At 36.9% G+C, this 26,697-nt stretch carries 21 protein-coding genes; 18 read left to right on the forward strand and 3 right to left on the reverse strand.

Features of this window, described 5'->3' with window-relative positions:
- Window positions 1-25 precede the first annotated feature (25 nt).
- The 11 genes from zwf to AC1RRQ_RS11595 all read left to right on the forward strand — a co-directional run bounded on the left by zwf (window position 26) and on the right by AC1RRQ_RS11595 (window position 15,454).
- Window positions 26-1,558 carry a glucose-6-phosphate dehydrogenase gene (gene zwf / locus AC1RRQ_RS11545; protein ID WP_493023176.1) on the forward strand — a complete coding sequence of 511 codons (1,533 nt, stop codon included), beginning with the start codon at window positions 26-28 and terminating at the stop codon, window positions 1,556-1,558.
- Window positions 1,539-2,255 (forward strand): 6-phosphogluconolactonase, encoded by a 717-nt coding sequence (pgl, locus tag AC1RRQ_RS11550; RefSeq protein WP_493023177.1) that lies wholly within the window; start codon window positions 1,539-1,541, stop codon window positions 2,253-2,255. Before zwf ends, pgl begins: the two co-directional genes overlap by 20 nt.
- Before the next feature lie 111 nt (window positions 2,256-2,366).
- On the forward strand, window positions 2,367-3,050 hold the full coding sequence (locus AC1RRQ_RS11555) for a response regulator transcription factor (RefSeq protein WP_493023178.1): 684 nt from the start codon (window positions 2,367-2,369) through the stop codon (window positions 3,048-3,050).
- Entirely contained in the window at window positions 3,047-4,414 is a 1,368-nt protein-coding gene (locus AC1RRQ_RS11560; RefSeq protein WP_493023179.1) for an ATP-binding protein, read from the forward strand. The genes AC1RRQ_RS11555 and AC1RRQ_RS11560 overlap by 4 nt, the downstream gene beginning before the upstream one ends.
- A 648-nt stretch (window positions 4,415-5,062) precedes the next feature.
- Window positions 5,063-5,773 carry an MgtC/SapB family protein gene (locus tag AC1RRQ_RS11565; protein ID WP_493023180.1) on the forward strand — a complete coding sequence of 237 codons (711 nt, stop codon included), beginning with the start codon at window positions 5,063-5,065 and terminating at the stop codon, window positions 5,771-5,773.
- A gap of 2 nt (window positions 5,774-5,775) precedes the next feature.
- Entirely contained in the window at window positions 5,776-6,336 is a 561-nt protein-coding gene (locus AC1RRQ_RS11570) for a manganese efflux pump (protein ID WP_493023181.1), read from the forward strand.
- Window positions 6,337-6,347: 11 nt separating this feature from the next.
- Window positions 6,348-9,047, forward strand: coding sequence for a magnesium-translocating P-type ATPase (mgtA, locus tag AC1RRQ_RS11575; protein WP_493023182.1), 2,700 nt, complete (start codon window positions 6,348-6,350; stop codon window positions 9,045-9,047).
- Between the two features lie 10 nt (window positions 9,048-9,057).
- Window positions 9,058-10,200: an efflux RND transporter periplasmic adaptor subunit gene (locus tag AC1RRQ_RS11580; protein WP_493023183.1), complete on the forward strand. Its 1,143-nt coding sequence runs from the start codon at window positions 9,058-9,060 to the stop codon at window positions 10,198-10,200.
- Between the two features lie 160 nt (window positions 10,201-10,360).
- Complete coding sequence (locus AC1RRQ_RS11585) at window positions 10,361-13,474, forward strand: efflux RND transporter permease subunit (protein ID WP_493023184.1); 3,114 nt, start codon at window positions 10,361-10,363, stop codon at window positions 13,472-13,474.
- Between the two features lie 10 nt (window positions 13,475-13,484).
- Window positions 13,485-14,777: a TolC family protein gene (locus AC1RRQ_RS11590; RefSeq protein ID WP_493023185.1), complete on the forward strand. Its 1,293-nt coding sequence runs from the start codon at window positions 13,485-13,487 to the stop codon at window positions 14,775-14,777.
- 11 nt (window positions 14,778-14,788) lie between these two features.
- On the forward strand, window positions 14,789-15,454 hold the full coding sequence (locus tag AC1RRQ_RS11595; protein ID WP_493023186.1) for an outer membrane beta-barrel protein: 666 nt from the start codon (window positions 14,789-14,791) through the stop codon (window positions 15,452-15,454).
- 223 nt (window positions 15,455-15,677) lie between these two features.
- Here AC1RRQ_RS11595 and AC1RRQ_RS11600 read toward each other — a convergent pair whose 3' ends face one another.
- Both AC1RRQ_RS11600 and AC1RRQ_RS11605 read right to left on the reverse strand, forming a co-directional pair.
- Window positions 15,678-16,244 carry a porin family protein gene (locus tag AC1RRQ_RS11600; RefSeq protein ID WP_493023187.1) on the reverse strand — a complete coding sequence of 189 codons (567 nt, stop codon included), beginning with the start codon at window positions 16,242-16,244 and terminating at the stop codon, window positions 15,678-15,680.
- A 73-nt stretch (window positions 16,245-16,317) separates the two neighbouring features.
- Window positions 16,318-17,055: a hypothetical protein gene (locus AC1RRQ_RS11605; RefSeq protein WP_493023188.1), complete on the reverse strand. Its 738-nt coding sequence runs from the start codon at window positions 17,053-17,055 to the stop codon at window positions 16,318-16,320.
- Window positions 17,056-17,302: 247 nt separating this feature from the next.
- On the opposite strand from AC1RRQ_RS11605, the gene AC1RRQ_RS11610 reads away from it, so the two are divergent.
- From AC1RRQ_RS11610 to AC1RRQ_RS11640, 7 genes are all read left to right on the forward strand, one after another.
- On the forward strand, window positions 17,303-18,406 hold the full coding sequence (locus AC1RRQ_RS11610) for a sensor histidine kinase (protein WP_493023189.1): 1,104 nt from the start codon (window positions 17,303-17,305) through the stop codon (window positions 18,404-18,406).
- A complete protein-coding gene (locus AC1RRQ_RS11615) occupies window positions 18,403-19,170 on the forward strand; it encodes a LytR/AlgR family response regulator transcription factor (protein ID WP_493023190.1) in 768 nt (255 codons plus the stop codon). Before AC1RRQ_RS11610 ends, AC1RRQ_RS11615 begins: the two co-directional genes overlap by 4 nt.
- A 361-nt stretch (window positions 19,171-19,531) precedes the next feature.
- On the forward strand, window positions 19,532-20,056 hold the full coding sequence (gene ilvN, locus AC1RRQ_RS11620; RefSeq protein WP_493023191.1) for an acetolactate synthase small subunit: 525 nt from the start codon (window positions 19,532-19,534) through the stop codon (window positions 20,054-20,056).
- A 316-nt stretch (window positions 20,057-20,372) separates the two neighbouring features.
- Window positions 20,373-22,067, forward strand: coding sequence for an aspartate-alanine antiporter (gene aspT, locus AC1RRQ_RS11625; RefSeq protein WP_493023192.1), 1,695 nt, complete (start codon window positions 20,373-20,375; stop codon window positions 22,065-22,067).
- Window positions 22,068-22,100: 33 nt separating this feature from the next.
- Window positions 22,101-23,747, forward strand: a complete 1,647-nt coding sequence (aspD, locus tag AC1RRQ_RS11630; RefSeq protein ID WP_493023193.1) for an aspartate 4-decarboxylase — start codon at window positions 22,101-22,103, stop codon at window positions 23,745-23,747.
- Between the two features lie 28 nt (window positions 23,748-23,775).
- Entirely contained in the window at window positions 23,776-24,825 is a 1,050-nt protein-coding gene (locus AC1RRQ_RS11635; protein WP_493023194.1) for a type II asparaginase, read from the forward strand.
- A 17-nt stretch (window positions 24,826-24,842) separates the two neighbouring features.
- Window positions 24,843-26,036 (forward strand): porin, encoded by a 1,194-nt coding sequence (locus tag AC1RRQ_RS11640; RefSeq protein WP_493023195.1) that lies wholly within the window; start codon window positions 24,843-24,845, stop codon window positions 26,034-26,036.
- A 38-nt stretch (window positions 26,037-26,074) separates the two neighbouring features.
- On the opposite strand, the gene AC1RRQ_RS11645 is transcribed toward AC1RRQ_RS11640, so the two are convergent.
- Window positions 26,075-26,647, reverse strand: a complete 573-nt coding sequence (locus AC1RRQ_RS11645) for a DUF417 family protein (RefSeq protein WP_493023196.1) — start codon at window positions 26,645-26,647, stop codon at window positions 26,075-26,077.
- Window positions 26,648-26,697: the final 50 nt, after the last annotated feature.

Consider the following 26,697-nt stretch of genomic DNA (forward strand, 5'->3'; position numbering starts at 1 on the left):
AACTATAAGCAACACAACACACACAATGAGTAAGTTCAAAAATATAAATCCAACAATTATTGTAATTTTTGGAGGAACCGGAGACTTGGCAAAAAGAAAACTCTTTCCGGCATTTCAAAACCTGTATCTCGACGGTCGTATGTCGGATAAATTTGAAATCATCGCACTGGGAAGAGCCGAAAAAACCAACGAAGATTTCCGCAGTTATGTATTAGAAAATTTAAACACCTTTTCAAGAAAGAAAGGACTTTCTGATCCCGAAACTCAAAAGTTTCTTTCTCACATCAGTTATCACAGTCTTGATATCGACAATGAAGAATCGTATCAAAGCCTAAATACTAAGATAAACAACATCGATCAGGCTTTTGGAGAACGTGCTAATCGTCTTTTTTACCTTTCGATTACACCTTCTTTCATTACTACGATTTCTAATAATATCAAGAAAATTGGTCTTGCGGCTAATCCAACGCAGGATCGTATTATTATCGAAAAACCTTTTGGTTACGATAAAACATCTGCAATTGAACTTAATGTAATGCTTTCGCAGACATTTAAAGAAGAACAGATTTACAGAATCGATCATTATTTAGGTAAAGAAACCGTTCAAAATATTCTTGCTTTCCGTTTTGGAAATTCGATGTTTGAACCATTATGGAGCCGTAACTTTATTGATTTTGTCCAAATTACAGTTGCAGAAGAAGTAGGCGTTGAAGAACGAGGCGGATTCTACGAAGGCGTTGGTGCATTAAAAGATATGATTCAGAACCATCTGCTTCAAATTTTATGTATGACTGCCATGGAGGCTCCGGCTTCATTAGAAGCAGATGACATCCGAAACCGTAAAGCCGATGTTTTAAAATCGATTCGACGTATTAAACCGGACGAAGTAGATCATTATATTGTAAGAGGCCAATACGACGCTGGAACTATAAAAGGAAAACCAGTTCCTGGATATCGTCAGGATAAAGGAATTGCTCCAGATTCGAATACCGAAACCTATGTAGCGATGAAAATTTATCTGGACAACTGGAGATGGCAGGGAATTCCGTTTTACCTGCGTACAGGAAAAAGAATGGAAGAAAAACAATCTTCTATAATCATACAATTTAAACCTGTTCCGCATTCCTCATTTTCTTATGGAAAAGAAGGTATGACACCAAACAGATTGATTATCAATATTCAGCCTGCAATGGACATTAAACTGCAGTTTATGACCAAAAAACCAGGTCTGTCACTTTCTTTAAGACCGGCAGAAATGATATTTGATTATTTTGCCTGCTCTACCATGTCGCCAGAAGCTTACGAAACCTTAATCGCCGATGCTTTGGCAGGAGATCCTACTCTATTTATGCGCTGGGATCAGGTAGAACAAGCCTGGGACGCTATTGATACCATTCAGCAGGTTTGGAAAACTACGGCACCAACAAATTTCCCTAATTACAAAGCAGGAAGCTGGGGACCTGAAGAAGCCGACGAATTATTGGCGCGCCAAGGACACGCCTGGATTCCAAATACACAAACAAAAGAAGAAATATTAGATGATACAGATTTACAATAATACCGAAGAAATTAATACTAAAGCAGCAGACCTTTTTGTAGAATCGGCACAAAAAGCAATTGCCGAAAAAGGAAAATTCACTGCTGTACTTACCGGAGGTTCTTCTCCAGCAGGTATTTACAAATTATTAGCTTCTGACGATTATAAAACAAAAATCGACTGGAGTAAAGTTTACATATTTTGGGGCGACGAACGCTGGGTGCCGCTTAATGATGATTTAAGTAATGCGAAAATGTCTTACAGTACTTTATTAAGCCACGTTCCTATTCCATCAGAAAACATTTTTGAAATGTATGCCGATGGGGTTACGCCAGAAGAGTATGCCGTTACCTACGAGCAGTCTATTAGAAAGGTTTTAGGCGACGAAGGAAAATTTGATCTTATCTTATTAGGAATGGGAGACGACGGTCACACGGCTTCTCTATTTCCGGGTCAGGAAGTATTAAGCGAACAAACCAAATGGGTTGACGCTTATTACCTTGCACCGCAAAGTATGCACCGCATAACGCTTACGGCTCCGCTGATTAACAAAGCCGAGAAGATTATCGTAGTTGCTTTTGGAGAGAAAAAAGCACCAGCTTTAAAAGAAGTAACAACCGGAGCGTACAATCCTGCACTTTACCCAATGCAGTTAATTAAACCTGTTTCTGGAGAATTACTATTTCTTGTAGACAAAAGTGCTGCAGGTACAAATTAAGAAATTGTTCTTGCAATCTAAATATCAAAGAGTTTATGTTTTTAGCATAAACTCTTTTTTTTGCCGTTATTTTTTCTGCTATTCTACATCCAAAACTATAACTTTGTATAGATGAAAATTTTAGTAGTAGAAGACGACTTTAGAGTAGCCGAGTTGATCCAAAGAGGACTCAACGAACATGGATTTTCGCCTACAGTAGCCTATGACGGTCTGTCGGGAAAAAAATTAGCCCTTAATAATCAGTACGATTTGGTTATTACAGATATTATTTTACCCAAACTCGACGGATTGGATTTATGTAAAGAATTACGCCAGATAAAACCGGATCTGCCTATAATTATGCTGACTGCCTTGGGCTCAACAGATGATAAAGTAGAAGGATTTGATGCCGGCGCCGATGATTATCTCACCAAGCCTTTTGAAATGAGAGAGCTTCTCGTTCGCATCCGGGCTTTACTAAAACGAAGCAATAATGGTACTGCCAACACCTCGGGATTTATTCTGAAATACGATGATCTCGAAATGAATCTGCAGACTAAAAGTGTCAAACGAAATGAGATTGAAATAAACCTTACACCCAAAGAATTCAAACTTTTAGAATATATGCTCCAAAATCAGGAACGTGTTTTATCCCGCACAGAAATTGCCGAAAAAGTATGGGATACACTTTTTGATACCGGAACCAATTTTATAGATGTTTATATTAATTATCTGAGAAAGAAAATTGATAAGGATTACGATAAAAAACTCATCCATACCCGTTCAGGAATGGGATTTATTTTGAAAGCAGAATGAAAATCAGAACCAGGCTGACTATATTATTTACCCTCGTTACTGCCACTATTTTATTGGTATTTGCTGCTATTATCATATACTCTGCAAAAGAAAACAGGGAAAAAGAGTTTTACGCCCTGCTGAAAAAAGAAGCTATTACCAAAGCAAATCTAATCTTAAATGCCGAAATAGACAGCAAAACGCTGCAAGACATCTACAGAAACAACAGAGCAACACTAAATGAAGTCGAAGTTGCCATTTATAATCCTTCTTTTAAACTTTTATATCATGATGCTGTTGATATAGATGTGGTAAAAGAAACCAAACCCATGATCGATGAAATCGCTAAAAAAGGCGAAATACAATTCTATCAAAAAGAATGGCAGGTTATAGGAACCACGTACATATTTCAAGGAAAAAAATACATTATTACCGCCGCTGCATACGATGGTTTTGGATATGTGAAAATTTATAACCTTATCGAAACTTGTATTGTTGTCTTCATCATCTCTATTTTGGTCCTTTTTATGGCGGGTCGTTTTTTCTCAAAGCAAGCCTTTGAACCCATTGTTAACATGACCGATAAAGCAAAAATGATTTCGGCTACAAATCTTGACTTAAGATTAGATGCTAACGAAAGTAAAGACGAAATCTCGGAGCTGGCCTCTACTTTTAATGAAATGCTGAACCGTTTGGAAAATTCTTTCGATTCGCAAAAACATTTTGTTTCTAACATTTCGCACGAATTACGAACGCCTCTTTCCGCCATTATTGCCGAATTAGAACTTTCAACTCATAAAGAACGTAATGTTGATGAATATAAACTAGTTATCCTAAACACTTTACAGGATGCAAAAAAACTGGCAAAACTCTCTAATAGTTTACTGGATTTGGCAAAAGCAAATTACGATCCGTCTGAAATTGCGTTTAAACAGGTTCGCATCGACGAAGTTTTACTAGATGCACGCCAGCAGGTTCAGAAATCAAATCCGAATTACAATATTGCCATTCATTTTGAAAATGATTTTGAAGATGATAATCAGATTTCGGTCAATGCAAACGAATATCTGCTAAAAGTCGCATTTGTAAATTTGTTTGAAAACGGTTGTAAATTTTCTGATGATAAACAGAGTTTGGTCTCCATTTCATTTGAAAAAAATAAAATCAAACTTAATTTTTCTGATAACGGAATCGGAATTTCAACAGAAGAATTAGAACATATTTTCACTCCATTTTATCGAGGCTCAAATAAAACCCACGCCGACGGAAATGGCATTGGACTTTCGTTAACAAAGAAAATTATTCAGCTTCATAAAGGAACAATTTCGGTTTCTTCAAAGAAAAATGAAGGAACAACTTTTACAGTACAGTTCAATTCGCTTTAATTTATAGGAATCGTTTTTAATTTATATGAATCGTTCCTACGGAACTTTATATAAACACGTATAATTATTTCAACGGATTGAAATCCGTTGCTACAATATTTTTCATTCCTACGGAATTTTATATTGATACGTTATTCTTTTTCAACGGATTGAAATCCGTTGCTACAATATTTTTCATTCCTACGGAATTTTTTAATGTTTCCTGAGACCGATTCAAAACAACTTTAAAAAAGAGCCAACGGCTCGGCTTATATTGTAGGGCCGGATTTTAATCCGGTTAAAAAATATTACGCAATAATTTTGAGAGCCGTAGGCTCGGACCATTTATTCTTCCTCTTTCTTCCCTCTATTTTCTTCCCTCTATTTTCTTTCTTCTATTCTCTTTCTTCTATTCTCTCACCTCCATTTACTATCATTTTTCAATCTGTTTTTTTGACACAAAAACGACTTGAATTTCTTTCTAATGAAATTCTAATTTTTTTCTAAAACATCTCTAATGGCCTTTTCTTTAAGGCTGGTCTAATTTTGCGCCGTGGTTATGAAACAGTACTCGCCGTTGTTTTTATATCATCAGAAATTAAAGCGAAAAAGACAATTACCCGGTTTTCAAAAATATTGAAACCCTATTAGAAGAAAAGGAGGCATACCATGATTACAACTTACGAATTTACAACCCGCATTGCACTTGCAGCAAGTTTAGGAGCAGCAATAGGAATCGAAAGACAATGGCGTCAGAAAAATGCCGGACTGCGTACCAACACCCTTGTTTCTCTTGGATCTACTGCTTTTATTCTGCTTTCTGTTTCATTGGGTAATGGAGCCGATCCAAGCAGAGTGGCCGCACAAATCGTTTCCGGAATTGGTTTTCTGGGAGCCGGAGTTATCATGAAAGACGGATTAAGCGTTCAGGGATTAAATACGGCAGCAACCATTTGGTGTTCAGCAGCAGTAGGATCTCTTACAGGAATTGGTTTGTACGGCGAAGCCATTATAGTAAGCGCCGCGGTTATGATTACACATGTACTGCTTCGCCCATTAGGCTTAACATTGAACCGATTACAATCTCTAAAATCCTTTAATATCCCAACAGATTATCTCTTTACCATAAAATGTAAAACAGAAGTCGAAAATCATCTCCGAGTAATGTTAATGCAGCATTTAGGCAACGAAGATTCACTGCTTTTAAAATCACTGACAAGCGATGACAATGATGATCCCTCAATAGCGATCATAACCGCAGAGATAAAGGCCATTACATCTCAGGACAGCCTAATGGAAAAAATGGCCAGCCGCTTAACGATTGAAGAAAAAGTTACAAAAGTGAGCTGGGAAATTATGGGAACTCAGACAGATCTTTAATCATGACATTATCCATTTCTATTGCAGTTCTTTTAATCACTTTAGGGATTACTGCAGATAATTTACTGCTGTCTAAAATGAGTGTGAATACGATTGCTTTTACCAAATCAAAAAAAGCAGTTCTGTTACAGCTTGTCTTGTTTACGATACAATTACAGGTTATAAAATACGGGTATTGGACTGCAGCATTAGTAACAAGCACCATAAAAAGTCAGGACAAATGGCTCGCGATAACCATGCTGTTTTCAATAGCCGTAAAGATGATTCAGGAATTTAAAGTAAAAGTAATACGAAACCATAAAACCTTTCCGGACTTAGACGACTTTTTAAACATTGCCCTTGCTTCATCAGTATATCTTTTTGTGCTGGGTTTTGCTTTAAGTCTCTTAAAGATTGAGCCTCTTACTATTTACAAAACCGTAATTCCATGTTTACTGTTTTTCCTTTTGATTGGCTGGTCTTTAAAATATTTCAATTCGGTTAAGGCCATTCAATTAATCAAAATTTCAGCCATAGTTATGATTTTCAGCGGAATCATAATTTTTTTAATCAATACTATTTAATAATTACAACAATGAGTGCAAAAGAGAAAATTAAGCACCCCTTCTATTCCTTGACAAACAACGGAATGAACGAAGGAACGACTACAAAATTGCGAAACGCTTCCCGAAGCGATTCTAATTTTGTCTATGCTATGCTCGAGAGTTCAGAAGCAGGAATTAGCATGCCAACTTCAAACGAACGTATTAAAAAATACGGCCCTAATGAAGTACAGCATGATAAAGCACCCTCATGGCTAAAGCAATTATTTAAAGCTTTTATTAATCCGTTTATTTTCATCCTGCTGGTTATAGCCATCATATCTTTTGTTGTAGATGTCTGGCTTGCTGCACCGGGAGAAGCCGATTATAAAACCATTATTATGGTGGCAGTTATGGTGCTTTTTAGTGCTTTACTACGCTTTTTTCAGGAGTTTAGAAGCAATCAGGCTGCAGATAAACTAAAAAGTATGGTAAAAACCACAGCAACAGTGCTTCGAAAATTTATGGGCAAAAGAGAAATTGCCATGACAGAACTGGTTCCGGGAGACATTGTTTTCTTATCTGCCGGTGATATGGTGCCTGCTGACTGCCGTATTATGCAAAGTAAAGATTTATTCATCAGCGAATCGATGCTGACAGGAGAAGCTTTGCCGGTAGAAAAAACATTTCTGCCCATTCGCGATGCCGATACTAAACAACCTGTAGAACTCAATAATCTTTGTTTTATGGGAACCAATGTTGTAAGCGGTACAGCAATGGCAATTGTGGTGGCAACCGGAAACCGAACTTATTTTGGAAGCATCAGTAAAACTATTCTGGGCAACAGACCAGAAACTGCTTTTGATATCGGGATAAACAAAGTTAGTTATCTCTTGATTCGTTTCATGCTGGTTATGGTTCCCGTAATTTTTCTGGTAAATGGTTTCCTAAAAGGAGACTGGATGCAGGCTTTATTATTTGCCATTGCCGTTGCAGTGGGATTAACTCCTGAAATGCTGCCTATGATTGTGACTGCCAATTTAGCCAAAGGCGCCATGAATATGAGCAAACATAAAGTGATTGTAAAACGATTAAATGCTATTCAAAATATAGGTGCGATGGATATTCTTTGTACAGATAAAACCGGCACGCTGACTCTGGACAAAATTGTACTCGAAAAACATTTAAATGTTCTGGGAACAGAAGACGACGAAGTTTTAAAATGGGCTTACCTGAATAGTTTTCATCAAACGGGATTAAAAAATATACTCGATAAAGCAGTTTTAGAGCATGTTGAACTTCATGATTATTTAAAAGTAGAAGAATACTTCATGAAAGTAGATGAAATTCCTTTTGATTTTCAACGTAGACGTATGTCAGTTATTTTGAAAATGAGAAACGGAAATCATCTTTTAATCTGCAAAGGAGCTGTCGAAGAAATTCTGGATTTGTGTTCTCACAGTTTCGATCCGGGCGAAGATAAAGAGCTTCACCTTGAAAACGACAAAGTAATCCCGATGGATAAAAAGATGCACAATACGGTTTTACAGACTTCTAAAAAGATGAACGAAGAAGGCTTAAGAGTTTTATTAGTTGCCATAAGAGAGTTTGACGGAAAACATCCTCTAACCTATTCTGTACAAGACGAAAACAATCTAACCTTAACTGGATTTATTGGTTTTCTTGATCCTGCAAAACCATCGGCAAAACCAAGTATTGCAGCGCTTCAAGGGTTAGGAATTGGAGTTAAAGTTCTTACCGGAGATAATGAAATCGTAACCAAAAAAATATGTAACGATGTTGGAATTCCGGTAAAAAACATTGTTCTGGGCACCGAATTAGAAACCATGACACAGCAGGAACTAACAGATCGCATTGAGGATGTTTCCATTTTTGCCAAATTGAGTCCACTTCAAAAAGTAAGAGTTGTAAAAGCATTACGCGAAAAAGGACACACCGTTGGGTTTATGGGCGATGGTATAAATGATGCCGCTGCGCTTAAGGAAGCCGATGTAGGTATCAGCGTAGACACTGCTGTAGATATCGCCAAAGAAAGTGCCGATATTATTTTATTAGAAAAAGATTTAATGGTACTGCGCAAAGGAGTTATTTACGGCCGAAGAACCTTTGGCAACATCATCAAATACATCAAAATGACCGCCAGCAGCAACTTTGGTAATATGTTCAGTATGCTTGGAGCAAGCGCTTTCCTGCCTTTTTTGCCAATGCTTCCGGTACAATTATTAACTCAAAATTTATTATACGATATATCGCAAACCGCTATTCCGTGGGATCGAATGGACGAAGACTTTTTGAAAAAACCTAAAAAATGGGATGCTTCAAGTATCCAGAGATTTATGTTTTTCATTGGCCCAATCAGCTCCATTTTTGACTTTGCAACATTTGCTCTGATGTTCTTTTACTTCAAAGCAAACAGCCCGGAACTCCAATCGTTTTTTCAAAGCGGCTGGTTTATAGAAGGATTGCTTTCTCAAACACTGATTATTCACATGATACGAACTAAAAAAATTCCATTTATACAAAGCTGGGCAGCAACACCTGTAGTGGCATTAACAACATTAATCATGCTGGTAGGTATCGCAATTCCGTTTTCGCCATTAGCACCTATGTTAAAAATGCAGCCGCTTCCGTTAAGCTATTTCCCATTTTTATTTGGCATACTAACGTGCTATTGCCTGCTTACACAATTTGTTAAAACATGGTTTATCAAAAAATTCAATCAGTGGTTATAAAATTAAACGTATGAAACTAAAAACTAAAAACAGTAAACAATTCGAATGCAAAAATCTCTTAGTAACACTAATTGCTGCGGCCGCATTAACTGCCTGTCACAATAAAACCGAAACGAAAGAAAACGAGTCTTTTTCTTTACAAGGCGATACCATTGTAGTTCCGGCAAAATCGATGATTGCTTCTAAATTAAAACTGGAAACCGTAAAAAATGAACCTTATGAATTTGAATTACAAACTGCCGGTACAGTGAAGGCAATTCCGAACTCGTATGCCGAGATTGCTCCGCCATTTTCCGGAAGAGTAACCAAAGTATATGTAAAACTGGGCATGAAAACCCAGGCCGGAACACCGCTTTTCGAAATGGTTTCACCTGATTTTACAGATGCACAAAAAAACTTCTTTCAGGCAAAATCCGGTTATCAAACTGCTAAACTTTCTTTAAAACGCCAGCAGGATTTAAAAGCTCACGGCGTAGGTTCTCAAAAGGATTTGGAAGAAGCAGAAACCAGTTTTGAAGTCAGCGAAAAAGAATACCAAAATGCCGCCGCCAGCTTAAAAATATTTGGGGTTAATATCAACAAATTAGTTTTTGGACAGCCATTAGTAGTTACTTCTCCCATTGCCGGAGAAGTAATTGCCAATGAATTGGTTATGGGACAATTTTTAAAAGAAGAAGATGCTCCCAAAGCCAAAATTGCCGATCTGAAAAAAGTATGGGTTGCGGGACAGATTAAGGAAAAAGACATTCGGTTTATTCATGAATTAGATAAAGCCGAAATTCAGGCTGGAGCTTATCCCGACAAGAAAATTACAGGAAAAATATTTCATGTTGATGAGATAATCGACGAAACGACCCGAAGCGTTCAGGTTTTAATTGAATGCGCCAATGCTGATCATCTGCTTAAACCCGGCATGTATGTATCTGTAAATTTTACCGATACACCCGTAAATACGCTGTTTGTTCCAGCAAAAGCGGTACTGCAATTCAACGACAAAAGTTTTGTATTTGTAAAATTAGCCGACGGAAAATATGCACGCCGTTATGTAGAAACCGGAGTATCACAAAACGGGAAAATAGCAATCCAGTCAGGACTCCAACCAAATGAAACTATTATAAGTGAAGGAGCCTTTTATCTCCTTGAAGCAAAATAATCTGGAAATTAACCCAATCCCGATACACATCGGGATCAAAGTTAAAATCATTAAAATCTTTTATCCCGATAGCTATCGGGAGTGGCCAAAAAAATCGTAAAGCAAGCAAGCACAAAACCTTAGAACCTTAGTATCTCAGAACCTCAGTACCTCAAAAAAAATGAAAAAAAATATATTCGAAACAACAATAGCAAAACGCTGGCTGATTCTGGCGTTATTTCTGCTCCTCTCCTTATTTGGCTATTATTCGTGGACACAGCTTTCGGTTGAAGCCTATCCCGATATTGGCGATGTCACTTCGCAGGTGGTAACACAGGTTCCCGGACTTGCCGCAGAAGAAGTCGAACAGCAAATTACGATTCCAATTGAGCGTGCCATTAACGGATTACCCGGAATGCATGTTATGCGAAGCAAAAGTACTTTTGGCTTATCTATGGTTACCATTGTTTTTGATGATGGTGTCGAAGATTACTTTGCCCGAGCCCGAATTCAGGAACGTTTAAACGATGTTGAATTACCTTATGGAGCAGCGCCTGGTTTAGATCCGCTTACCTCTCCTACGGGTGAAATTTATCGGTACATAATTGAAAGTAAAGGTTACGATCTGCGAAAACTAAGTGAATTACAGGAATATACAATTGTACCTCGTATAAAACAGGTTTCGGGTGTTGCCGATGTAACCAATTTTGGAGGAATCACAACACAATATCAAATTGAATTGGATCCGCGCAAAATAGAACAATACGGATTATCGCTGAGTGAAATAACCGAAACGATCGAAAAAAACAACGCCAATGTAGGCGGCAGCGTCATCAATCGCGGTGATCAGTCGTATGTAGTACGCGGCATTGGTCTGGTGAAAAATCTCGATGATATGGGCCGAATTGTAGTAAAATCTGTTAACGGAGTTCCGGTTTATCTAAATGATATTGGAAAACTTAAATACGGAAATCTGGAACGCAAAGGCGCATTAGGATATACAGATAAACGAGGCGTTGATTACTCGGATAATATTGAAGGAATTGTGCTTTTGCTAAAAAACCAAAATCCATCAGTAGTATTAAAAGGAGTTAACGAAGCCGTAGCCGATCTTAACAAAAATTACCTTCCGGAAGGCGTTAAAATTCATGCTTTTCTGGACAGAACCAATTTAGTAAACACTACTCTTACCACCGTTTCGCATACATTGCTGGAAGGAATGGCGCTGGTTATTATTGTATTAATTGTATTTCTAGGCAGTTGGAGAGGCGCGTTATTAGTCGCTATTACAATTCCTATTTCGCTTTTGATTGCTTTTATTCTAATGAAATTCACGAATATTCCGGCGAATCTGCTTTCGCTTGGCGCCATTGATTTCGGAATTATTGTCGACGGCGCGATCGTAATGATGGAAACTATTCTGAAAAAACGGGAAGATGACGAAACTAAAGAACTCACCGAAAACAGCGTTGCCAGCAGCGTAAAAAGTGTTGCGCGTCCCATTTTCTTTGCCACTCTTATCATCATCACAGCATACCTGCCATTGTTTGCTTTTGAAAGAGTAGAGAAAAAGTTATTTACGCCTATGGCATTTACTGTTGGTTATGCGCTTTTCGGTGCTTTATTGGTTGCTTTATTACTAATTCCGGGACTGGCTTATTTTATTTACCGAAAGCCTCAAAAAATGTATCATAACAAATGGCTGGATAAATTAACGAGCGCTTATCATAACCGAATTCAAAAAATAATGCAGGCACCTAAAAAGGTATTTGCGCCTTTAATAGCCGTATTAGCCCTTGCTTTAGTACTTACCATAACCGTTGGAAAGGATTTTTTACCGCCTTTAGACGAGGGTTCAATCTGGCTCCAGGTTTCGTTACCGCCGGGAATCACTTTAGAGAAATCTAAAGAAATGAGCGATAGCCTGCGTCACAGGACTTTAAAACACGAAGAAGTAACTTATATGATGGTGCAGGCAGGACGAAATGATGACGGAACCGATGCCTGGACGCCTTCTCACTATGAGTGCAGTGTGGGTTTGAAACCTTACAGCGAATGGAAATCAGGAAAAACGAAAGAAGACCTTATCAAAGAACTTGCGGCTGAATATGCGACTATGCCCGGTTATAATATTGGTTTTTCGCAGCCTATGATCGATGGTGTAATGGATAAAATTTCGGGAGCACACAGCGAATTGGTTGTAAAAGTATATGGCGAAGATTATAAAGAAACCCGACGAATTGCCGAAGACATCATCAAAACGCTGAAAGACGTTAAAGGTGCTGTTGATCTGGCTATCGATCAGGAACCGCCGTTACCGCAGATACAAGTAATTGCAGACCGTCAGAAAATTGCGCAGTATGGTTTAAATGTAGATGATGTATCTGAACTTATCGAAGTAGCTATGGGAGGAAAAGCCGTTTCGCAGATTTTTGTAGGCAACAAAGTCTATGATATTACAGCAAGATACAATGAAGAAAGCCGTAATAATCCGGAAAAAATAGGAAACTTAATGCTCACAAATTCAGAAGGCGTAAAAATTCCTTTATCACAAGTATGCGATATCAAACTCAATACGGGAGAAAGCACCATTGCCCGCGAAATGAACAAGCGTCATCTTACCGTTCGTTTAAACCTGCGAGGCAATGATTTGAGCTCTTTTCTAAAAGAAGCGCAAGCCAGAATCGAAAAAGAAGTAAAATACAATCATGACGAATTTAAAATAAAATGGGGAGGCCAATTTGAAAATCAGGAACGCGCCTACGGTCATTTGGCTATTATCGTTCCGTTAGCACTTGCCATTATGTTTGTACTGCTGTACGGTGCGTTTGGAAAATTCCGTCAGGCTGGATTGTTAATGAGTATCGTTCCTCTGGCATTATTTGGCGGAATGCTGGCTTTAAATGTTCGCGGTATGACTTTAAATGTTTCCTCGGCAGTAGGTTTTATAGCCTTATTTGGAGTCGCCATACAAAATGGAGTTATTATGATTTCACATATTAATCAGCTTCGCAAAAACGGAATGACGCTTATCGAATCGGTAACCAATGGTGCAAAACAGCGTTTCCGTCCTGTTTTAATGACAGCCACAGTGGCGGTATTAGGATTATTGCCTGCTTCCCTCGCAACAGGTATAGGCAGCGATGTACAAAGACCTTTGGCAACGGTTATTGTTTACGGACTTTTATTTTCTACTATCCTGACCCTTTTTGCTTTGCCTTCACTTTATTATCTCATCGAGAAAAAATTTGATTGGGCAGAAACCGCAAAACAACACGAAACTGATTCTCAATAAAACGATATTTATGATTAAAAATATAAAACAAAAATGGGTTATACTTTTGATATTGCTGGTTTTTTCGGCAGTATCAAATGCCCAGATTGATACGACATTCGTTTCGGTAAAAATGAACTATCCTGATTTTCTTTCTTTGGTCAGTAAAAATAATCTGGGATATGCAGCCGAAAAGTTTAATGTAGATATGGCACAGGCTAATACTGAAGCTTCAAAAGTTTTTCCGGATCCGGAACTGGCTGTAGGTGCAAGTGATAATGGCCAGCGCAGAATGCAGATGGGTTATGGTTTTTCTACCGAATTAAGCTGGACGCTTGAATTGGGAGGTAAACGAAAAGCCCGAATAAATGTAGCCAAAAGTACCACGGAACTAACCAAAACTTTGTTAGAAGATTATTTTAGAAACTTAAGAGCCGAAGCCACTTTAAATTATTTAACCGGATTAAAACAGAAACAGATTTTTAAAGTGCAGTTCAACTCGTATACAATCCTTAAAAACATTGCTGCTACAGACAGCATCCGTTTTAAACTTGGAAGTATTACGGAGATTGATGCCCGTCAAAGTAAACTGGAAGCCAATTCAATGCTAAATGACGTCTACCAAAGTGAAGCCGATTGGAAAACCGCTTTATTAGAATTGGGTACAATGCTGGGAAATCAAAAAGCAGATACGTTGTATTTACCTTCTGGTGATTTGACAAAATTTGAACGCCTATTTAATTTGAATGAACTTATCGTTACGGCTCAAAACAATAGAACCGACTTGCTTGCGGCTCTTAAAAACAAAAATGTCGCACAAGAAGTTTTAAAATTAACCAAAGCCAATAGAGTTTTGGATTTGGGATTGAGTTTTGGTGTAGAAAATGCTTCTGTTGTTACTAATGTCGTGGCTCCTACTCCATCTTCTAATGCCGTTTCTGCCGGGATTACGATTCCGCTTAAATTTTCAAATCAAAACAAAGGAGAATTAAAAGCTGCTGAATTTAGTGTACAACAAGCTGACGTTTTGTACAAACAAACGGATTTACAAATTCAAACTGAAGTTCGGAAAGCATGGTTTGCTTATCTCACCGCACAAAAACAAGTTAAACAGTTTGATACGGGTTTATTGGCTGATGCAAAAAAACTGCTGGACGGAAAAGTTTATAGTTACAAACGAGGTGAAACCACTTTGCTTGAGGTATTAAATGCACAGCGAACTTACAACGAAACACAGCTTAGTTATCACGAAACCCTGTACAATTATGCCGCGGCTTTAGTAGAACTGGAAAAAACAGCAGGTATCTGGGATATTAATTTTTAAAATCTGTAACAATGAAAAAAATCTATATAATCTTATTCCTGCTCTGTTCTCTCTTAAAAGTTAATGCACAGGAAACTGGACTTACTTTTGGAATTAGCGCTGGTATAAACGGATCCTCACTAAATGGGCAGAATGTAGACAGTTTATCAACAGGCGGAGCGCCAAAAAGCTTAACAGGACAAACCATTGGAATTACCCTTGACAATAAAATATCAAAATACTTTGGATTAAAACACGAGGTGTTTTACAGCCGAAAATTGATGTCGCTTCAATTAAATGATACGCTAAACGGCGATTATAAAAGTAAATTTAAACGCCAGTATATGGAATTATTTCCTGTCAGTCCTGCTTTTTATTACAAAGGAATACAGCTTTTTGCAGGTCCGTATATTGGAATTTTACTAAATGCTTCCTTACAACGCAAAGATGCCGACGGAAATTTATATATCGATACATCACTCTACGGAAACGGTACAACGCCAAGTAAATACAGCCAAAAAATGGATGCCGGATTTACCGCTGGTTTAAATTATGAATTCTCAAACGGTATTCGTTTAGGAGGCAGATACATTAAAGGATATGTTCCGCTTATTGAAAATGCCAATACCAAACCACAATGGAAAATTTACAACGAAAGTTTCTTTGTCACGATTGGCTATACTTTTAAAAATCCGTAAATAAATACCCTTTTTTTGCTCCAAAAAAAAAAACTCTAAATATATAATTTAGAGTTTTTTGGTTTCTGCTATATTAATTCAGTTTATAATTATTCGTTCGTTCAGTACTGCTCTCGCTTTTAAAATTAAAGCAATCACGGCACTTACTAGTATAAACAAAGAGATAAACAAGATTGCTAATACAACCAGCAGCCCTTTTATTATTTTCCAGGAATTCATTGTTTTAGAACAAACGAACAGACAATCCTGCCTGAATTTGCTGGCTGTTTGCTTTTTCGCCAAAGTTGCTCACATCAGAAAATCCCCAGATGTATCTTCCATAAATCGTAATGGGTCTTATATTGATTTCGGCTCCGGCAACAAAAGCGAAATCAGATTTTTTGAAAAGTTTTTTGCTGTTATTTAAAACACTTTGATTACCGCTGGCCAGAAAACTAAACTGCGGACCCGCCACAAAACTAATTAATCCTTCACTGTTTAAACGCAGTAACACTGGCACACTGACATAATTAAGGCTTTTTCCTCTTTTGAAAGCATTATCTAAAATGTCTTTATAATTATCTGTGATTTTAGTATTGGTCTGATTGAAAAGCACTTCTCCCTGAATACCTAGAAAATCAGTAAAATTATAATACGCAAAACCACCAAGCTGATAACCCAATTCGAAATCGCTGTCGAAGTTTTTGCCATCTAGTTTATTTAAGTTTACTCCTCCTTTAGCTCCAAGATGTACCTGACTGTAACTAAATAAAGATAGGAATAAGGCTGCGGCGGTAATATTTTTTTTCATTTTTAATCTTTTAATTTGTCTCGTAATCATGTTTTTTAAAGAAACGGCAGATTTAAAAACCGTCGTTTACTATTTATTTTTTCTGGTAATTTGAATATTCTGTAATGGTTTGAATGTTGGTTGCCTGTCCTATAAATTTAGCTTCCATCGTAAGGTTTTCGCTTACCGGAACAAATTGTTTTGCTTCGTCATTCCATTTGTATTTCAAGACAATATCAAATTTATCGGCAGTAAGAATATTTACTTTTACCGGCTTTTCGTTAAGCGTTTGTATCTGGTCCAGTTTTTTCGTTTTAAGGTTGATCGTCATATAAAATCTACAGTCTTTTACAAAAGCATTTTCTTTTGTAAGATTGCTTGGATCGACTTTATAACTAATTACCAGCTGATCTGGTGTTTCTTTTTCAATTTTATAAGTTGTATCATCTGTAGGCGTTGTTCCTGCTGCTTTACTTTGATTTTTTCTAAAAGAATTTACGGCAGATTTCGATGGTGATTTTCCATCAATAGAAACAACACTCCATTGTTCTACACCTGAAAGTGAAGGATCAAATTTTGCAATTGTTTCAGTTTCCTTAGCGCTTGTTATAACGGTTTGTTTATAATCGAAGGCAAGATTATCAGGTCGTTTCGTTTTTTCGGGATTCAGAATACTGGAGTCAATTCCGTATTTAAAAAAGACATCCAATACTTTTGATTTTTGTGCCGATGCCGAAGAAGCAAACATTACCAAGAAAAAAAGAATTACTGCATTACTTTTATAATTTTTCAATCCCGAATTCGACTTTGTCATTACCATTTTTTTTTCCATTTTTATCATATTAATTGTTATAATTATGGCGCAAAAATAGTATTGGTCTATCGCTTTCAGGAGAATTTATTAAGTGAAACGGCGAATCTCTCAGGTGAATCGTCAATTTGGGATATTGAATTGAAATGAAGTCGTTTCTTTTGCGAAACCCTTTATAAACAGTACCTTTACAGCCGATTAAATCAACAAAAAGTGCTTCGGTTTTATTTTAAAATCCTTTTATTTGCACTCTTAAAAAAGGAATCTTGTGAATTACACCGACGAAATAACTGAACCACCAAAAAAGAGCCACCAAAAAAGTCTGCTCCTTATTACGTTTTTATTTTTAGGCTCTTACTCTACGCTGTTTATCATATTTCCGTTTTCGTACTGGAGGGAATATTTTAACTTACCGCCGCATTTGATGCTGCTGGATATTTTCACTAATATTCTTTTCTGCGTCGTTATTTTGGTTGTCAGTCTTTTTATTGACAGGGTTTTAAACAAGAAAATATCCTGGATGGTTCATCCTGTAAAACGTTTGATCATTCAAATTATATTTCAAACTTTTGGAGCCTTGTTTGTCATTATTTCTTTAAGCATCATTTACTACATTTATGGAGATTATCTAACTATTATTCAGCCGGTTAACATAGGAGTTCGGGAAGCAGTATATACCATTATTTCGATCATATTATGGGCATTGATGGTAAGTGCCCTTAATACAGGTGATTTTCTGCTGAAAAATTGGAAAAACGCGACTTTAAAAGCAGCCGAATACAAAGTAAAAGCAGCCGAAAATAAACAAATAGCCGCCGAAATAGAACTGCAGGCACTCAAATTACAACTCGATCCGCATTTTGTTTTTAATAACCTCAGTGTGCTTTCGGAGTTAATACTCCAAGATCAGCAATTGGGATATGATTACACTGAAAATTTCGCCAAAGTCTACCGCTATTTATTGGTTAATTCTAAAAAGAAACTGGTTCCGTTACAAGAAGAACTTCACTTTCTAGATGCGTATCTTTTTCTTATTCAGAACCGTATGGGAGATGGATGCAGTTTTCATATCGACATTGACAAATCAAAACTGAGTATGCAGATTCCGCCCATTACATTACAGCTTTTTATTGAAAATGCCCTGAAACATAATCGCACGGAAGAAGAAAATCCATTGGTGGTTAAGATTTATTCTAATGAAAATGACGAATTAGTGGTATCGAATACTATTTTGCCGCTCATTAAAAAAGCCTATTCTACCGGAATTGGATTGAAAAATATTGTAAATCGTTATGCTTTATTAAGCGATCGAAAAGTTTCTATAGAAGAAAATACGGAGACTTTTACCATAAAAGTACCACTCATCAAATGAATACTATAAAAAAAATATTAATCCTTGAGGATGAAAAACTAAATTCTGAAAGAATTAAACGTTTGATAATCAAAATAAAACCCGATGCAGAAATTGTGGGTGTTTTGTCGAGCGTTAAAAATACTGTTGCCTGGCTTTCTGAAAACCAATCTCCGGACCTTATTCTTATGGATGTGCAGCTGGCAGACGGGCTCAGCTTTGAAATTTTCAATCTCACCACTCTTACCTGCCCTATTATATTTACAACGGCTTATGACGAATATGCTATTAAGGCTTTTAAATACAATAGTGTTGATTATCTTCTTAAACCAATTGAAAAAAACGAACTGGAAGCAGCTATTATCAAATTAGAAAATTCTTTACAACAGCCTGTTAGTCCCAATTCACAGATTCAGGAACTGCTTGCCTACATGCAGCCAAAGGAATATAGAAACCGTTTTTTGATACCGTACAGAGACGGTTACAGAAAAATTGATGTAGAAGATATTGCGTGCTTTTACTCCAACCTCAATATTAATTATGCCTATTTATTTAATGGTGAAGAAGTTGTAGTACCTCATACGCTTGAAGCACTTGAACAAGAATTGAATCCAAAAAGTTTTTTCAGGGCAAACAGACAGTATATCATTCATATAAATGCTATTGAAAAAGTTAATAATTATTTTAATGGCAAACTGAAACTCAAAATAAAACACAGCAAAGACGAAGCTGTAATTGTAAGCCGTACAAAAGCTTCACTGCTGAAATTGTGGTTGGATTATTAAAAAAACTTTTTGTAGTCTTATAAAAATCAATACATTTGTCGCTCATTCAGAACAGAAAATGAAAAACTTAATTAACATCTCAATTATCAGCATTATTATCATTCGATAATGATCAGGGATGTTATATAAATAAGTACACAGATACAATTTAAAAACCTCCCTATTTGGGAGGTTTTTTTATTTTAAAATAGTATGAAAAATTCAGTACAAACTATTATTAGCGCAATTATCATTATTCGTATACCATGACGAGGCAGGATTCTATTGCATAATAAAAACCTTTCTCAGTCAAAACGAGAAAGGTTTTTTTATTTCTACAAAACACCAATTACAAATCATTCCAATACAATTCAACTTTAAAATGAAACAAGAATATACTTTAACGGCTTACACAGAAGATCAAATGGGATTACTGAATAAAATAACAGTTATCCTTTCCCGACGAAAAATCAATTTAGAAAGCCTTAATATCTCTACCTGCGAAATCGACAAAATGTACCGATGCACTCTTGTTATAAACGATACTTTTGAAGTTGTTAGAAACGCAGCTCTTCAAATCGAGAAAATTATCGAAGTTTTTAAATGTTACTACAGTACAAACGACGAAATTGTATGGAAACAAATGGGATTATTTAAAGTTAGGACTTCGAGCTTCATCAACGACGAAAACATGAATCATTTGCTTAAAAAATACAACACCAGATTTATCACAATCGAAAAAGAGTTCACGGTATTTGAAGCAACGGGACAAGAAGAAGAACTTAATAATCTGGTTTTGGAGTTAAAGCAATTTGAATTAATCGAATTTATAAAAAGCGCCAGAATTGCTCTAACGCTTAATAGTGAATCTTTTGACTTTTTATCTGATTCTCCGTCATCGCAATAGTTATCGGGAGTTTTGACAATGATAAAAACAAATCTGTTTAATCAGCGTCATCTGCGTGCCATCACGCAAAGCCAGCATCATATCTTTAGTGAGATTGCTTCGTTCCTCGCAATGACAAAAATGAGAATATGTGTTGCAAGTTATAATTTGAAACGTCCTGTTTCATATTACATCTAATTTATTGAGTTGCAAGTTATAATATGGAACAATGTAAGCGCTTCCTCCTTACGATTACTCCTTTTATATGCCATATTTTTGAATGACGCAATATAATTGACGTCAAGTATTGATATCTACCTACTTAAAAAAAGCAACTATGGATTGGATTATTACTACCTTAAAAGACTATCCCGAACTAGCCGTTTTTCTTACCTTATCCTTAGGCTACTTTATTGGAAAATTTAAAATTGGAAGCTTTTCGTTAGGAACCGTAACCAGCGTTTTATTGGTGGGAGTTTTAGTTGGACAATTAGATATTGTAATTTCTCCAAATGTAAAATCGGTCTTTTTTCTCATGTTTCTATTCGCTGTTGGATACAGTGTTGGGCCCCAGTTTTTTGGAGGTTTAAAGAAAGACGGACTTCCGCAGATGTTTTATGCTGCAATAGTATGTGTACTTTGTTTAATATGTCCATACCTGATAGGCAAAATTATGGGGTACGATATGGGCTTAACCGCTGGTATGCTTGCAGGTTCTCAAACTATTTCGGCAGTTATCGGCGTAGCTTCGGATACCATAAATCAATTAGGAATTCCAGCTGATCAAAAAGCAGCACTGATTAACAAAATTCCGGTTGCGTATGCTGTTACTTATATATTCGGAACAGCGGGATCGGCTTGGTTATTGGCTTCTTTAGGCCCTAAATTATTAGGCGGAAATCTGATCGAAAAAGCCAAAGAACTTGAAATTCAGCTAGGCGGAGATGCGATTGGCGATGATCCAAGTATTGCATCTGCTTACGACAGGGTTATTTATAATGCGTATCAGATTTCGGCACTTTCCTATGCCTGCAATAAAACCGTAGCAGAAATTGAAGCAGAGCTTGAAAGTAAAGGCAGACGTTTGTTTATACAACGCATCCGAAAAAGAAATGAAATTATAGACGCTTCTCCAAACACCGTAATTAAAGAGAATGACATTATCGCGCTGGGCGGAAGACGAGAGTTTATGATGAACTACGTGGCTGTAAATGAAAAAGAGGTTTTAGATATAGAACTTCTTAATTTTCCGGTAGAAGTACTAAGCATACTAGTTGTAAAAAAAGAAGTAATAAACAAAACCCTTGCCGATTTAAGACATATAAAATTCATGCACGGTGTTGTGGTTCGGTCTTTAAAAAGAGCCGGAATTCAAATGCCAATACTGCCAAATACTCTTTTAAACAAAGGAGATATGATTGAACTTATTGGTATTAAAAAAGATGTGGACCAAGCGGCTGAACATATTGGCTATCCTGACCGACCTACCAATTCTACCGATATGGCATTTGTTGGTTTAGGAATCGTACTTGGAGGTCTCTTTGGCGCCTTAAGCATTAAAGTGGGCGGAGTTCCTATAAGTCTGAGTACAAGCGGCGGAGCCTTAATCTCTGGTTTGTTTTTTGGTTGGTTAAGAGGCCAGCACCCTACTTTTGGCCGTATTCCGGAACCTGCTTTGTGGGTAATGAATAATGTAGGTTTAAACATTTTTATAGCCGTAGTGGGTATTACAGCGGGGCCTAGCTTTATTGTTGGGTTTCAGGAAGCCGGCTGGGGATTGTTTATCGCAGGAGCTGCTGCTACCGCAATTCCGTTAATTCTGGCACTTCTTATCGGACGATATATTTTCAAATTTCATCCTATTATAACCTTAGGCTGTGCTGCCGGGGCAAGAACTACTACTGCTGCCTTAGGAGCACTTCAGGACGCTGTAAAAAGCAAAACTCCTGCCTTGGGTTATACTGTAACCTATGCAGTAGGAAACACGCTTCTTATTATCTGGGGAGTCGTCATCATATTAATCATGAGTTAAACGCATTTTTTAAAATCTATAAATAGTTAAGTTATGGCAATCGATATTTCTAAAATAAAAACATCACGAGAGGTCGAAAAAACACTTCAGACTCTTAGTCCATTTGAAATTAAAAATGAATTGATTCATCTGGCAGACGAAAGCGCACTTAAATCAACCGCAATTACCCTAAATGCCGGAAGAGGAAATCCAAACTGGATCGCAACCGTTCCCAGAGAAGCTTTTTTTCTTTTCGGACAATTTGCTTTAGAAGAATGCCGTAATGTTTTTGAAGAACAAGGCATAATGGCCGGAATTGTACAAAATAAAAGCGGTGTTGCCACTCGTTTTGAAGCATTTTTATCCAAACATAAAGACGCGCCCGGTGCTGCTCTTTTAGAAAAAACATATCATTACGGAGTAGATAAACATGATTTTGATGGTGATGCCTGGATTCGCGAATGGGTCGAAGCCGTAATTGGATTTAATTACCCTGTTCCGGACCGTATGTTAAGCCAAATAGAAATTGTGGTTCACGACTATTTAGTACAGGAAATGTGCGGCGCAGGAAATGATAAAGGCAAATACGATATTTTTGCTGTTGAGGGGGGAACCGCCGCCATGTGCTATATTTTTGATTCGTTCATGCAAAATCACCTTACAGAACGAGGAGATAAAATAGCGCTCCTTACTCCTACTTTTACGCCCTATATCGAAATTCCTCATTTAGATCGCTATAATTTTGATGTCGTTTATGTTGAGGCCAGCGGTGTTGGCGAAAATGGATTTCATACCTGGCAGTATCCAAATTCTGAATTAGACAAACTCAAAGACCCGTCTGTTAAGGTTGCTTTTGTGGTAAATCCGAGTAATCCGCCATCATCAGCAATGAGTACAGAAACCTTAAATTATATAGCTGATATTGTAAAAAATCACAATCCAGAATTAATGATTATTACAGATGATGTTTATGGTACTTTCATCAACAATTTCAGGTCTTTAATGGCCATTATTCCTCATAATACCATTACTGTTTATTCGTTCTCCAAATATTTTGGATGCACGGGCTGGAGACTGGGAACGATTGCCATTCATCAGGATAATATTTTCGATAAAAAAATAGCCAATTTAAGTCCGGCTCATAAAAAAGAACTGCACGAACGTTATTCGACTTTGACTTTAGAACCTGAAAAAATCAAATTCATAGACCGACTTGTAGCCGACAGCCGTCAAGTAGCTTTAAATCATACGGCCGGATTATCGCTTCCTCAGCAATTTCAGATGATGTTGTTCTCTGCATTTTGTCTATTAGATACTCAGGATGTTTACAAAACGCTTACGCAGTCTATTATCCGCAAACGTCTCAGCTTATTGTGGGAAGGATTAGAAGTGCCTATTCTCGAAGATCCAATGCGTGCCGGATATTATTCTGAAATTGATATTATGGTCGCCGCAAAACACTTTTACGGTGAAGATTTTGCCAAGTGGATGAAAACTAATTTTGAACCCGTTGATGTTTTATTCCGCCTGGCCGAAAAAACAGCCATTGTGCTTTTAAACGGAGGCGGTTTTGCCGGACCAGAATGGAGTATCAGGGTTTCACTTGCTAATCTTCCAACTGACAGTTATCTGATTCTTGGAAAAAACATCCGTAAAATTTTAATGGAATATGTAACCAGCTGGGAGAACTCAACAAAATAATAAAAGTTTAAATTAAAATATTTGATCTATGAAAAATTTATTTACATTATTATTATCGGTTTTATTAGTGACAGGTATTTATGCTCAGAAATTACCTCGAATCAAGATACTTGCAACTGGAGGAACAATTGCAGGACAAGGAGCTTCAGCAGATCGCTCTGCTTATACTGCAGGACAATTACCGATAAAAGATTTAATCGCAGCGGTTCCGGGAATTGATAAAATTGCAGAAATTTCCGGAGAACAAATCTCCAATGTAGGAAGTCAGGACATGACAGTAGACATTTGGATTAAACTGAATAAAAGAATCAACGAAATTTATAAAAATGATGAAGCCGATGGTATCGTAATCACTCATGGAACTGATACACAAGAAGAAACGGCTTATTTTTTATCACTGACAGTAAGATACGACAAACCCGTAATCATTACCGGTTCTATGCGCCCTGCAACAGCCATTAGTGCCGATGGACCTAAAAATTTGTACGATGCTGTAACTTTAGCCGCTTCAAAACAAGCAGCACACAGCGGGGTTTTATTGGTGTTTAATGAATACATTTTAACGGGAAGAAATGCTGTAAAAACCAGTACAACACACTTAAATGCTTTTACGGCTCCAAACAGCGGTCCAATCGGGCAAGTGTATGACGGAAAAGTTATTCTTTATGAAAGTCCGATAAGAAAAACGAACAAAAGCACCCCTTTTGATATTACAGGTTTAACCACTTTACCAGATGTAGCTGTGGTAGAATTGTATGCTGATGCGCCTGCAACAGCAATTAACGCTTATGTGGCTTCTGGAGTAAAGGGAATTGTAACTGGTGGTTTGGGTAACGGAAATCTAAACAAAGTAAACTCCGATGCTGTGGCAAGTGCGGTTAAAAAAGGAATTTCTGTAGCAAGAGCCTCCAGAGTACCGTCTGGAAGAGTTACTTTATTTGACGAAACAGATGATAAAAAACTAGGCACTATTGTAGCCGATGATTTGATTCCGCAAAAGGCAAGAATTTTATTAATGCTGGGGCTTACCCAAACAAGCGACAGCAAAAAAATACAGGAATATTTCTTTGAGTATTAAACAAACTTAATTGTATTATGCGTGTCTTAACTTCAATATTTTTGGGTGTTTTTTTGGTTACAAGCGTTTATTCACAACAGGATAAACAAACAGATACCATATTAAACCATCAGGTACCTTTAATAAAAACAAGCAAAGTTGATCTACTCAATAACGTTGATTTAATTTTCAATACTCAAATAGGTTTTAACAGCAATTTTGATGACGGAAACTATACCGGCAGTAAATTTGAAGTAAACCAGTTTAGATTGGAAGTAAAAGGGAAAGTGTATAAGGACAAAGTTTTTTTTAGGTTTAGAGACCGATATACTAAAGAAACGGAACCACAATCTACAGATAACATCAGCAGTTCTACAGACTTGGCTTTTATTGGCTATAATATATCCAACAGGACTAGTATTGCAATTGGAAAAATGACAGCAAACTGGGGCGGATATGAGTTTGATATGAACCCAATTGACATTTATCAATACAATGATATTGTCGATAATTCGGATAACTTTTTGACGGGGGTTCAGGTAAACTGGAAACTAAATGCCAATCATACCTTTTCGGGACAGATTTTAAATTCAAGAACAAAAACTTTTTCTGAACTATATCAAAATGTACCAGATGTTGAAGAAGCAAAATTTCCTGCAGCGTACGTGGGAAACTGGAACGGAAGTTTTTTAGACGGAAAATTTAAAACCATATACAGTTTTAGTGTTTTTCAGGAAGCCACAAAAAATGGAAAACCAGTAAATATGTACTATACGGCATTAGGAAATCAGTTTCGAACTAAAAAATGGCTCTTTCAATATGATTTCAAATGGAGCAGTGAAGATTTGGACCGAACAGGAGTTGTGAGTTCTTTGCTTCCAGAAACGGTTTTAGATCACGCGGCAGAAAATGTATATTATATCGAACATTGGCTTAGAACAGTATATTCTCTTAATGAGCAATGGAAAATTTCAGCTATCGGAATGGTAAGTACGGCTTCCTGGAAAGATATTCCGGATCCAAATATCAGTTCAAACCGAATTCGTACAGCTTGGGGCGTTATTCCAACCGTAGAATTTTACCCTATCAAAAACTTTAACTTAAAGTTTTTTGCCACTTATGTAGCCCGATTCTACAATTACAGCGATTATGCTAAAACAGATTTAGGACAATCAAATACCACTACAGGAAGAATCATGATTGGTGTAATTTCTCCGTTAGTAGTTTTGTAATTCCTTCAAAACTACTAACGAGAATATTTGCAACTGTTTTATAGCTTTTTATATTCTAAAATTTTCTTAGCTGAATCTGAAGCTATCAATAAACCTCCGGTCATCATAATGATATCTTTTATCACCAGTCGGCCTGCACCGGACAGGTACGGAAAACCATGTTGCGGCGTTGGCATATCGCTTCCTAAATTAGGCACCCAGACTTCTGGTGTTGTAATTAAAAAGGAAAGTGTAACCAATGCCATACCAGCCGTAAGTAACCCGCCGATTAAGCCAATACGGTTGTTGAAAATACCAAATAGGTTAAAAAAACCGATAATTACGATTACACTTCCTAAAGCATACGAAAAGCTATAAGTTCCGTTTTGGGTATTCCAGTTGATATTCTTTTCAATTACTTCTCCTTCTTTATTTTTGTAATCCTTGTATTCTTTGGGATTATTGTAAAAGAAACTCATTAATGGACTATTGGCTACAAAAGGAACAATTCCGTCTGCTTCATATTGAAATGCTTTAAGTCCGCCAATCCAAACCATTACGATAAAAATGGCGATTCGCATAAAATTGAAAAATTGACCTTGTAAATCTGCTAGAATTTTTAGTGTTTTCATCTGTTTAATTATTTACAGACAAAATTAGCGAGACACTAATTTTATAACAA

This window comes from Flavobacterium sp. GW821-FHT12A05 (assembly GCF_058807735.1).

What these genes read in the sequence shown, in the direction of transcription:
- zwf (WP_493023176.1), top strand. Translation starts at nt 26, where the DNA reads ATGAGTAAGTTCAAAAATATAAATCCAACAATTATTGTAATTTTTGGA.
- pgl (WP_493023177.1), top strand. Translation starts at nt 1,539, where the DNA reads ATGATACAGATTTACAATAATACCGAAGAAATTAATACTAAAGCAGCA.
- AC1RRQ_RS11555 (WP_493023178.1), top strand. Translation starts at nt 2,367, where the DNA reads ATGAAAATTTTAGTAGTAGAAGACGACTTTAGAGTAGCCGAGTTGATC.
- AC1RRQ_RS11560 (WP_493023179.1), top strand. Translation starts at nt 3,047, where the DNA reads ATGAAAATCAGAACCAGGCTGACTATATTATTTACCCTCGTTACTGCC.
- AC1RRQ_RS11565 (WP_493023180.1), top strand. Translation starts at nt 5,063, where the DNA reads ATGATTACAACTTACGAATTTACAACCCGCATTGCACTTGCAGCAAGT.
- AC1RRQ_RS11570 (WP_493023181.1), top strand. Translation starts at nt 5,776, where the DNA reads ATGACATTATCCATTTCTATTGCAGTTCTTTTAATCACTTTAGGGATT.
- mgtA (WP_493023182.1), top strand. Translation starts at nt 6,348, where the DNA reads ATGAGTGCAAAAGAGAAAATTAAGCACCCCTTCTATTCCTTGACAAAC.
- AC1RRQ_RS11580 (WP_493023183.1), top strand. Translation starts at nt 9,058, where the DNA reads ATGAAACTAAAAACTAAAAACAGTAAACAATTCGAATGCAAAAATCTC.
- AC1RRQ_RS11585 (WP_493023184.1), top strand. Translation starts at nt 10,361, where the DNA reads ATGAAAAAAAATATATTCGAAACAACAATAGCAAAACGCTGGCTGATT.
- AC1RRQ_RS11590 (WP_493023185.1), top strand. Translation starts at nt 13,485, where the DNA reads ATGATTAAAAATATAAAACAAAAATGGGTTATACTTTTGATATTGCTG.
- AC1RRQ_RS11595 (WP_493023186.1), top strand. Translation starts at nt 14,789, where the DNA reads ATGAAAAAAATCTATATAATCTTATTCCTGCTCTGTTCTCTCTTAAAA.
- AC1RRQ_RS11600 (WP_493023187.1), bottom strand. Translation starts at nt 16,244, where the DNA reads ATGAAAAAAAATATTACCGCCGCAGCCTTATTCCTATCTTTATTTAGT.
- AC1RRQ_RS11605 (WP_493023188.1), bottom strand. Translation starts at nt 17,055, where the DNA reads ATGGAAAAAAAAATGGTAATGACAAAGTCGAATTCGGGATTGAAAAAT.
- AC1RRQ_RS11615 (WP_493023190.1), top strand. Translation starts at nt 18,403, where the DNA reads ATGAATACTATAAAAAAAATATTAATCCTTGAGGATGAAAAACTAAAT.
- ilvN (WP_493023191.1), top strand. Translation starts at nt 19,532, where the DNA reads ATGAAACAAGAATATACTTTAACGGCTTACACAGAAGATCAAATGGGA.
- aspT (WP_493023192.1), top strand. Translation starts at nt 20,373, where the DNA reads ATGGATTGGATTATTACTACCTTAAAAGACTATCCCGAACTAGCCGTT.
- aspD (WP_493023193.1), top strand. Translation starts at nt 22,101, where the DNA reads ATGGCAATCGATATTTCTAAAATAAAAACATCACGAGAGGTCGAAAAA.
- AC1RRQ_RS11635 (WP_493023194.1), top strand. Translation starts at nt 23,776, where the DNA reads ATGAAAAATTTATTTACATTATTATTATCGGTTTTATTAGTGACAGGT.
- AC1RRQ_RS11640 (WP_493023195.1), top strand. Translation starts at nt 24,843, where the DNA reads ATGCGTGTCTTAACTTCAATATTTTTGGGTGTTTTTTTGGTTACAAGC.
- AC1RRQ_RS11645 (WP_493023196.1), bottom strand. Translation starts at nt 26,647, where the DNA reads ATGAAAACACTAAAAATTCTAGCAGATTTACAAGGTCAATTTTTCAAT.